The organism is Jatrophihabitans sp., from assembly GCF_035474675.1.
GTDB lineage: Bacteria > Actinomycetota > Actinomycetes > Mycobacteriales > Jatrophihabitantaceae > Jatrophihabitans_A.
Map to the genome: position 1 here is coordinate 75,738 of NZ_DATINC010000158.1, position 8,401 is coordinate 84,138.

Genomic DNA, 8,401 nt, shown 5'->3' on the forward strand with positions numbered 1-8,401 from the left:
CGAGCGCACGGGCTAACCTGCTGGGGTGCATCCTGACTCCCCTTCCGAGATCACGGCTACCGAGGCTGTCGACCGCCTGGCCAGCGACGCCGTGCTGCTGGACGTCCGCGAGCAGCACGAGTGGGACGCCGGCCATGCTCCGCAGGCACGCCACCTGGCCATGTCAGAGCTCTCCCAACGGCTCACCGAGATTCCGAACGACGTCCCGCTGATCTGCGTCTGCCACGGCGGTGGCCGGTCCTCACGGGTGGCGATGGCGCTGCACCAGGCCGGCTACAACGCCATCAACCTGCGCGGCGGGATGGTCGCCTGGCACGCGGCCGGTCTGCCGGTGGTCGACGACGCCGGCGCCCCCGGCACGGTGATCTGACCACCGCGACCCGGGCCGGCCGGTAAAGACGCATGCCCCGCACGGTGAAGGCCAACGCTCCGCACGGTGAAGGCTCACGCTCCGATGGTGAAGACCCGTGCCGGGCATGACTATCCCGGCACCATGAAGACCTATGCCGCGCTGCTGCGCGGGGTGAACGTCGGCAAGAACAAGCTGGCGATGGTCGACTTTCGCACGGTCCTGGCCGAACTCGGTGCCGGGAACGTGCGCACCTACCTGCAGAGCGGCAATGCCGTCTTCAGCCATCCCACTCCCGAGCCGGCTGAGCTGGCGCGGGCCATCGAGGAGGGACTGGCCGGCCTAGGCGTGACCTCCCGGGTGCTGCTGCGCACCGGCCAGCAACTGGCTGCCGTGCTGGCGGAAAACCCGTTCCTGGCACGGGAATCCGACCCGGTGAAGCTGCACGTCACGTTCCTGGCCGAACGGCCCGCGCCCGACCGGGTTCCGAGGTTGCAGGTGCCGGCCGGCGAGACGGCCACATTCCACCTCACCGGAACCGAGGTCTACCTGCACTGCCCGGACGGCTACGGCCGAACCAAGCTCAGCAACAGCTTCATCGAGTCACGGCTGGGCATCGCAGCCACCACCCGCAATTGGCGGACGGTCACCGCGCTGGCCGAGCTGACCGGCACCGACTGAGCAACTCCGGGCAGGACGGCTCCGGCTCCTCACCAGCTACCGAGCACCCGGCTGACGGCGATCTCCAGGACCACCCGGCGGGGGTTGGGCCGCGGCACCCGGTAGCGCTCGGCATACCGGCGCTCGGCATCAGCGACCGACTCGGCATCAGAGCGGACCACGGCCCGGCCCTCCAGCGTCGACCAGTGGCGGCCGTCCACCTGGCAGACCGCCACCGGGACGCCGGCCGCACCGGCGGCAAGCGCCCGCCGCGCCTTGTACGAGTCGCCGGAGGTGATCACCCGGGCCACCCCCGCCCCGGCGTCCAACGTCACTCCGACCGGTACCACGTGCACGGTGCCGTCCGGGCGCACCGTGCTCAGACTGGCCAGCCGGCGGTCGCTCCAGAACCGCAGGAACTCCGGCCCCCTGCCGGTCAGGTCCGCCGTCACCGCCCGCCTCCTTCCGGTGCCCGGCGCAGCAGCGGCGGCAGGAACGCCGCACCCGCCTGGTCGCCGCCGGCCGCCATCACATCGCCGGGGTTGGACATCGCGCAGGAGCGTAGCGACAGGCACCCGCAGCCGATGCAGGACTGCAGCCCGTCGCGCAGCGCCTGCAACGCATCGATCTGCTCGTCCAGGCGCTGGCGCCAGTTGCGCGAGATCCGGCCCCAGTCGGCCCGGGTGGGCGTGCGCAGCTCGGGCAGTTCGGCCAGCTCCACCCGGATCTCCTCCAGGCTCAGGCCGACATTGCGGGCCGCCCGGATGAAGGCCAGCCGGCGCAGCACGCCGCGCTCGAAGCGGCGCTGGCCGCCACCGGTCCGGGTGGCGGTGATCAGGCCCTCGCGCTCGTAGTACCGCAGCGCGGAGGCCGCGTAGCCGCTCCGCCGGGCCACCTCCGACACCGTCAGCAACTGCTTGGAATCCATCCCTCGATCCTACTTGACTTAAAGCGCACTTCAACTTCAAAGATGGAGCCACATCCCCTGGAACTGGAGGAAGAACAGATGCCTACCGCAGTGATCACCGGTGCCTCGGCCGGCCTCGGCCGCGCGTTGGCCACCGCCCTGGCCGAGCGCGGCTGGAACCTGGTGCTGGACGCCCGGCGTCCCGACCGGTTGCTCCGGCTGGCCGGCGAGCTCGGCCGCTCGACCCGGCTACACGCCATTCCCGGCGACGTCGGCGACCCCGACCACCGTCGCCAGCTGGCCAGTGCCGCGGCCGGATTCGGCCCGCTGGACCTGCTGGTCAACAACGCCAGCACCCTGGGGCCCAGCCCGCTCCCACCGCTGGCCGAACTCCCCGCCGAGCAGCTGGCGGCGATCCTGCACACCAACGTGGTGGCGCCGCTGGCCCTGGTCCAGCTCGCGCTGCCAGCCCTGACCGCGGCCGGCGGCACGGTGGTCAACGTGTCCTCCGACGCCGCGGTGGCCCACTATCCCGGCTGGGGCGGCTACGGCAGCGCCAAGGCGGCGCTGGATCACCTGACCGCCACGCTGGCCGAGGAGAACCCGCAGCTGCGCTGGTACAGCTTCGACCCGGGCGACATGCGCACCGAGATGCACCAGGCGGCCTTCCCCGGCGAGGACATCAGCGACCGGCCAGAGCCGGAAGCGGTGCTGCCCGCCCTGCTCCGGCTGATCGGCGAGCGCCCGCTCAGCGGCCGCTACACCTCCAGCGCGCCGGAGCTTGCCGCCCCCGCCGCCGGGCAGGCGGTGGCCTGATGACGCTGCCCGCCCAGGCCAACACCGCACCCAGCACCCGGTTCGACCTGCCGCCGAACCTGACCGCCACCGAGCCGCCCGAGCACCGCGGGCTCGGCCGAGACGGCGTCCGGCTGCTGGTCGCCGAAGCCGTACCAGGGCACGGCCACCCGGGCGAGGACGTCCGGCTGGTGCACAGCCGGTTCCGCGAGCTGGGCCGGCACCTGCGACCCGGTGACCTGGTGGTGGTCAACACCTCCCAGACCGTGGCCGGCGAGGTCGACGGGGTGCTGGCCGACACCGGCCGCCCGGTGGTGCTGCACGTGGCCACGCCGGCCGGCCCGCTGCCCGACGGCAGCTGGGTGCTGGAACTGCGCACCGCCCCGGACGCCGCCCGACCGCTGCTGGACGCCTGCCCCGGCACGGTGGTCCGGCTGGCCGAGGACGTCGCGGTCCGGCTGCTGGCGCCCTATCCGGAGCACGCCGGGCCCAGCCTCGGCGTCCGGCTGTGGCGGGCCGAGGTGTCCGGCAGCCGCGCGCTGCCGGACCTGCTGGCCCGGCACGGCCGGCCGATCAGCTACGGCTACCTGCACGGACGGTGGCCGCTGGCCGACTACCAGACCGTGTTCGGCCGGCATCCGGGCAGTGCCGAGATGCCCAGCGCCGGCCGGCCGTTCAGCCCCGAACTGGTGACCGACCTGGTCAGCCGGGGCATCGGGTTCGCACCGATCACCCTGCACACCGGGGTGTCCTCGCAGGAGGCCGGCGAACCGCCGCAGGCCGAACGCTTCGAGGTGCCGGCCGGCACCGCCCGGCTGGTCAACGCCACCCGGCTGGACGGCGGCCGGGTGATCGCGGTGGGCACCACGGTCACCCGCGCGCTGGAGTCGGCCGCCGACGCCGAGGGCTGGCTGAGCCCGGCCCGGGGCTGGACCGAGCTGGTCATCGGTCCGGACCATCCGGCCCGGGCGGTGACCGGGCTGATCACCGGCCTGCACAACCCGGACGCCTCGCACCTGTTGCTGGTCGAGTCGGTGGCCGGCGCCGAGCTCGCCCAGCGGGCCTACGACGCCGCGGTTTCGGCCGGTTACCTGTGGCACGAGTTCGGCGACTCCTGCCTGCTGCTGGGCAATCGGAACTAAACCCGCCGGCACACCGCGACCGCCCCCCGGCATCCGCGGGCCGCCCGCCGCCAGCCGGTACCGCCGCACCACCGGCTGGCGGCGGTGTGGCGCTCGCGCACTACCGTCGGCAGGCATGCACCCCGAAACCGACCGGCTGGCCGCGATCGCCGCGCGACTGCCCGGCGCCCTGATCGCGCTGGACTTCGACGGCACGCTGGCTCCGCTGGTCCGCGACCCCGCCACCTCGCGCCCGGTGCCCGGGGTCGTCGACATCCTGGCGGCCCTGGCCCGGGCCGGGGCACAGGTGGCGATCGTCACCGGCCGCAATGCCAGCACGGCGCTGGAACTGGGCGGCCTGCACGCGATCGAGCGCCTGGTGGTCAGCGGCCTGCACGGCGCCGAGACCTGGCGGGACGGCCGGCTGCACACCGGCGAGGAACCGCCGGGCCTGGCGGTGCTGCGCACCAGCCTGCCGCCGCTGCTGCGCAGCACCGACGACAAGGTCTGGCTCGAGGACAAGCGGCTGTCGCTGGTGGTGCACACCCGGCAGGCCGCCGACCCGGACACCGCACTCGCCGAGCTGGCCGAGCGGCTGCCCCCGCTGGTGGCCGAGCAGGGCCTGGAGATCCACCCGGGCAAGCAGGTGCTCGAGATCCGGATCCCCGGCCCGTCCAAGGCCACCGCGCTGCAGGAGTTGCTCACTACCGGCACCTCGGCGGCGCTGTTCGCCGGCGACGACCTCGGGGACCTGCCGGCGCTCGGAGCGGTGGCGGCCTGGGCGGCGGCCACCGGGCGGCCGAGCCTTACGGTGGCCGTCGGCGAGCTGCCCGAGCTCCGCCGGACGGCCGACATCGCAGTGGCCTCCCCCGCCGAGCTCGCCAGGCTGCTGGCCCGGCTGCTGGCCGCGGCCGGCTGAGCCACCCGACCAACCTGGCACCAGTCCTTCAGACTCGCCCGGACGCCCCCTGCCATACCGGCCGGGTTCCGGATGATCGAATGGCCCCATGACAGCGCCCGGACAACCCGCTCCCGGACAACCCGCTGGTCCTGGCCGCCCCCGTGGCGACGGGCGCATCGTGGTGGACAACCTGACCAAGGTCTTCGGCACCCAGCGCGCGGTGGACTCCCTCAGCTTCACCGTCGAACCGGGGTCGGTGACCGGCTTCCTCGGCCCGAACGGCGCGGGCAAGACCACCACCCTGCGGATGCTGCTCGGCCTGGTCCGACCGACCTCGGGCACCGCGACGGTGAACGGGGTGAACTACGAGTCGCTGCCCCGGCCCCTGCAGACGGTGGGGGCCGCCCTGGAGGCGGCCAGCTTCCACCCGGCCCACACCGGCCTGCAGCACCTGAAGATCTACTGCGCGGCCGCCGGCCTGCCCGCCCGGCGGGCGCACGAGGTCCTGGAGCTGGTGGGCTTGAGCCAGGCGGCCAAGAAGAAGACCAAGGGCTACTCGATGGGCATGCGGCAGCGGCTGGGCCTGGCCGGCACGCTGCTGGGCGATCCCCGGGTGCTGATCCTGGACGAACCGGCCAACGGCCTGGACCCCGAAGGCATCCGCTGGCTGCGCGGCTTCTTCCGGCACCTGGCCAGCGAGGGCCGCACCGTCCTGGTGTCGAGCCACCAGCTGTCGGAGGTGCAGGAGGTGGCCGACCGCGCGGTGATCCTCAACCGGGGCAAGCTGGTCCGGGCCGGCACCCTCGGCGAGCTGTCGGCCGGCACCGCCGTCACGGTGGTGCGCGGGCCGGCGCTGGGCCCGCTGCAGCAGGCGCTGGCCGGCGCCGGCTTCGGCGGCACCACCGAGCCCGACGGCTCGCTCCGGGTCCGCACCGACCAGCTCGCCCAGGTCGGCCACCTGGCCTTCGTGCACAACGTCGAGTTGCACGAGCTCCGGGTGGAGGAATTCGACCTCGAGCGGCTGTTCTTCAGCCTCACCGAGGGCGAGCACCGGGGCGCAGACCTGGACCCGCCCGGGTACTCCCCACCCCCGTTCCGGCCCAACCAGCAGGACGGTGGCCTCCGATGATCAATCTGGTCCGCTCGGAGATCCTCAAGATCCGCAGCACCCAGGTGTGGTTCTGGATGCTGCTGCTGTCCTCCGCCTTCACCGCCCTGGGCACCATCGTCACCGTGGTCAACGCGGTCAACGACCACGACAACGGCGCCCCCGTCGACTACTACGCGGTCTTCACCCAGTCCCAGGGCGCGGGGGTCGCGCTGCTGGTGCTGGGCCTGCTGGGCCTGACCACCGAGTTCCGGCACAAGACGATCACCCCGACGCTGCTCGCGACCCCGAACCGGTGGCTGCTGCTGGCCGGCAAGGCCGCCTCCTACGCCGTCTTCGCGATCATCTATGCCCTGATCTGCGTGGTGCTCAACTTCGCGATCGCGATCATCTGGCTGTCGGCCGAAGGGGTGCCGCTGGACTACGGCGACGGCGTGGCCGGCGGGGTCGGAAAGGCCTTCGTCACGCTGGTGCTGACCGGCATGTTCGGGCTCGGGCTGGGCGCGCTGCTGCGCAACCAGGCCGCCGCGATGGTGTTCGGGATCGTGTACTTCTTCATCCTCGACAACGTGCTCAACTACGTGCCCTGGGTCCGCAAGGGCTATGCCTACACCCCCGGCGGCGCCATCAAGGCCTTCAACGCCAACGGCACTGTGGAGGGCATGCCACACGATGTCCACCTGCTGGCCCCCGCGGCCGGCGGGGTGCTGTTCGTGATCTGGTCGCTGGCGCTGCTGGTCATCGGCGGCCGGCTGAGCCTGAGCCGCGATATCAGCTGACCGGTCCGGCTGTGGCTGGGCGATGTGAGCAAGCGCACCGATTTACGCCGGCCGAACGGGCCGCCACGCTGCCAGGTGCCGAGCTCCGCGCGTAGGCTTGTCCTCCGGGGTCCCGGCCTGGCCGGTGGGCGGTAGCTGCCGTCCCGGTGGCCGCTTCCCGCAGCAGGCGTACGCACACTCCTGAGAAGGTGGCCGACGACGTGACCGCGCAGTCCTCGACTGGCAGTGAATCAACCCGCCCCGACTTCGGCGCGAACGAGTGGCTGGTCGAGGAGATGTACGAGCGCTACCTGGCCGATCCGTCGGCTGTGGACGCGGCCTGGCACGACTTCTTCGCCGACTACCGGCCCGCCGCCGGCCCGGCCGGCTCGGTGCGGCATGCGCCGCCCGGCACGTCCTACGACGACCTGGACGCCGACGCTGAGGAGGTTGGCGCCGGCATGTCCGACACGGGCGCCAGCCAGCCAGCCCCGGCTACCGCCGATGGCAGGCATCAGGCCAGCGACCAGACTGCCCAGAGCGGCACAGGGCATAGCGGCACAGATCAAAGTGGCACCGGCCCAAGCGGCACAGGGCCGAGCGCCGCTGGCCAAAGCGGCACAGGCCAAAGCGGCACAGGCCAAAGTGGCACAAGCCCAAGCGCCGCTGCGCAGAACGGATCAGCCCCGACCGGCACGACCCAGAGCGACCCGCCGCCGAGCCGCGCGACCGAGCGCCCGGCCGCCGAGGCGCCGAGCACGCCACCGGCCAGGCCCGCTGCCAGCGCCCCAGCAGCCCCGCCGGCCGCCAAGCCGTCCTGGACCCAGCCCACCGTCGCGCCGCTCGCCGCGGCCGAGGCGCACGTCACCGTGCTGCGGGGCGCGCCGGCCAAGGTCGTCACGAACATGCAGGCCTCGCTGGAGATCCCGACCGCCACCAGCGTCCGGGCGGTGCCGGCGAAGCTGCTCGGCGACAACCGGATCATCATCAACAACCATCTGCGCCGGGCTCGCGGCGGCAAGGTGAGCTTCACCCACCTGATCGGGTACGCCGTGGTGCGCGCGCTACGCGACTTCCCGGAGATGAACAACTTCTTCGCGCTCAACGCCGAGGGCAAGCCGGTGATGGTGCAGCCCGAGCACGTCAACCTGGGCCTGGCGATCGACCTGCCGGGCAAGGACGGCGGCCGCTCGCTGGTGGTGGCCTCGATCAAGTCCGCCGAGACGATGGACTTCGCCAGCTTCTGGGGCGCGTACGAAGACATCATCCGCCGGGCCCGGTCCGGCAAGCTCGCCGCCGACGACTTCGCCGGCACCACCGTCAGCCTGACCAATCCCGGCACCATCGGCACAAACCACTCGGTCCCGCGGCTGATGCAGGGGCAGGGCACGATCATCGGCGTCGGCGCGATGGAGTACCCCGCCGAGTTCAGCGGCATGAATCCCGATGCCCTGAACGACATGGGCATCTCGCGCACGATGACCCTGACTTCCACCTATGACCACCGGATCATCCAGGGCGCGCAGTCGGGCGAGTTCCTGCGCCGGGTGCACCAGCTGCTGCTCGGCGAGGACAACTTCTACTACGACATCTTCGCCTCGCTGCGGATCCCGTACGAGCCGGCCGTCTGGCTGACCGATCGGGAATTCAGCCACGAGGGCCAGATCGACAAGGCCGCCCGGGTCATCGAGCTGATCAACGCCTACCGGTCCTCGGGCCACCTGATGGCCGACACCGACCCGCTGGAGTTCAAGATCCGGACCCACCCGGACCTCGACATCACCAAGCACGGCCTGACGCTG

Annotated in this window: 10 protein-coding genes; 8 read left to right on the top strand and 2 right to left on the bottom strand. The window is 72.4% G+C overall.

Going from position 1 to position 8,401, the window contains the following annotated elements; all coding sequences use genetic code 11:
* Positions 1-25: 25 nt before the first annotated feature.
* Positions 26-370, top strand: coding sequence for a rhodanese-like domain-containing protein (locus VLJ82_RS18680; RefSeq protein ID WP_408664871.1), 345 nt, complete (start codon positions 26-28; stop codon positions 368-370).
* A gap of 84 nt (positions 371-454) precedes the next feature.
* On the top strand, positions 455-1,030 hold the full coding sequence (locus tag VLJ82_RS18685; RefSeq protein ID WP_408664872.1) for a DUF1697 domain-containing protein: 576 nt from the start codon (positions 455-457) through the stop codon (positions 1,028-1,030).
* Positions 1,031-1,059: 29 nt separating this feature from the next.
* Here the strand turns inward: VLJ82_RS18685 and VLJ82_RS18690 are convergent, their stop codons facing one another.
* Positions 1,060-1,461, bottom strand: coding sequence for a pyridoxamine 5'-phosphate oxidase family protein (locus VLJ82_RS18690; RefSeq protein WP_408664873.1), 402 nt, complete (start codon positions 1,459-1,461; stop codon positions 1,060-1,062).
* Complete coding sequence (gene soxR / locus VLJ82_RS18695; protein WP_408664874.1) at positions 1,458-1,937, bottom strand: redox-sensitive transcriptional activator SoxR; 480 nt, start codon at positions 1,935-1,937, stop codon at positions 1,458-1,460. Before soxR ends, VLJ82_RS18690 begins: the two co-directional genes overlap by 4 nt.
* 78 nt (positions 1,938-2,015) lie before the next feature.
* Here soxR and VLJ82_RS18700 point away from each other — a divergent pair, with 78 nt between their 5' ends.
* From VLJ82_RS18700 to VLJ82_RS18725, 6 genes are all read left to right on the top strand, one after another.
* A complete protein-coding gene (locus VLJ82_RS18700; RefSeq protein WP_408664875.1) occupies positions 2,016-2,732 on the top strand; it encodes an SDR family NAD(P)-dependent oxidoreductase in 717 nt (238 codons plus the stop codon).
* Positions 2,732-3,853, top strand: a complete 1,122-nt coding sequence (locus VLJ82_RS18705) for an S-adenosylmethionine:tRNA ribosyltransferase-isomerase (protein ID WP_408664876.1) — start codon at positions 2,732-2,734, stop codon at positions 3,851-3,853. The genes VLJ82_RS18700 and VLJ82_RS18705 overlap by 1 nt, the downstream gene beginning before the upstream one ends.
* A 115-nt stretch (positions 3,854-3,968) precedes the next feature.
* Positions 3,969-4,751: a trehalose-phosphatase gene (otsB, locus tag VLJ82_RS18710; protein WP_408664877.1), complete on the top strand. Its 783-nt coding sequence runs from the start codon at positions 3,969-3,971 to the stop codon at positions 4,749-4,751.
* An 88-nt stretch (positions 4,752-4,839) separates the two neighbouring features.
* Entirely contained in the window at positions 4,840-5,862 is a 1,023-nt protein-coding gene (locus VLJ82_RS18715; RefSeq protein WP_408664878.1) for an ABC transporter ATP-binding protein, read from the top strand.
* The gene (locus VLJ82_RS18720; protein ID WP_408664879.1) at positions 5,859-6,620 is read left to right on the top strand and encodes a hypothetical protein; all 762 of its coding nucleotides are present in this window, start codon (positions 5,859-5,861) and stop codon (positions 6,618-6,620) included. The genes VLJ82_RS18715 and VLJ82_RS18720 overlap by 4 nt, the downstream gene beginning before the upstream one ends.
* Positions 6,621-6,895: 275 nt before the next feature.
* On the top strand, positions 6,896-8,401 hold a 1,506-nt coding region (locus VLJ82_RS18725; RefSeq protein WP_408664881.1), incomplete at its 3' end, for a 2-oxo acid dehydrogenase subunit E2.

Excerpts from the sequence above, each read along its gene's own strand:
- otsB (WP_408664877.1), top strand. The coding sequence starts at position 3,969 with ATGCACCCCGAAACCGACCGGCTGGCCGCGATCGCCGCGCGACTGCCC.
- VLJ82_RS18685 (WP_408664872.1), top strand. The coding sequence starts at position 455 with ATGGTGAAGACCCGTGCCGGGCATGACTATCCCGGCACCATGAAGACC.
- VLJ82_RS18705 (WP_408664876.1), top strand. The coding sequence starts at position 2,732 with ATGACGCTGCCCGCCCAGGCCAACACCGCACCCAGCACCCGGTTCGAC.
- soxR (WP_408664874.1), bottom strand. The coding sequence starts at position 1,937 with ATGGATTCCAAGCAGTTGCTGACGGTGTCGGAGGTGGCCCGGCGGAGC.
- VLJ82_RS18715 (WP_408664878.1), top strand. The coding sequence starts at position 4,840 with ATGACAGCGCCCGGACAACCCGCTCCCGGACAACCCGCTGGTCCTGGC.
- VLJ82_RS18720 (WP_408664879.1), top strand. The coding sequence starts at position 5,859 with ATGATCAATCTGGTCCGCTCGGAGATCCTCAAGATCCGCAGCACCCAG.
- VLJ82_RS18700 (WP_408664875.1), top strand. The coding sequence starts at position 2,016 with ATGCCTACCGCAGTGATCACCGGTGCCTCGGCCGGCCTCGGCCGCGCG.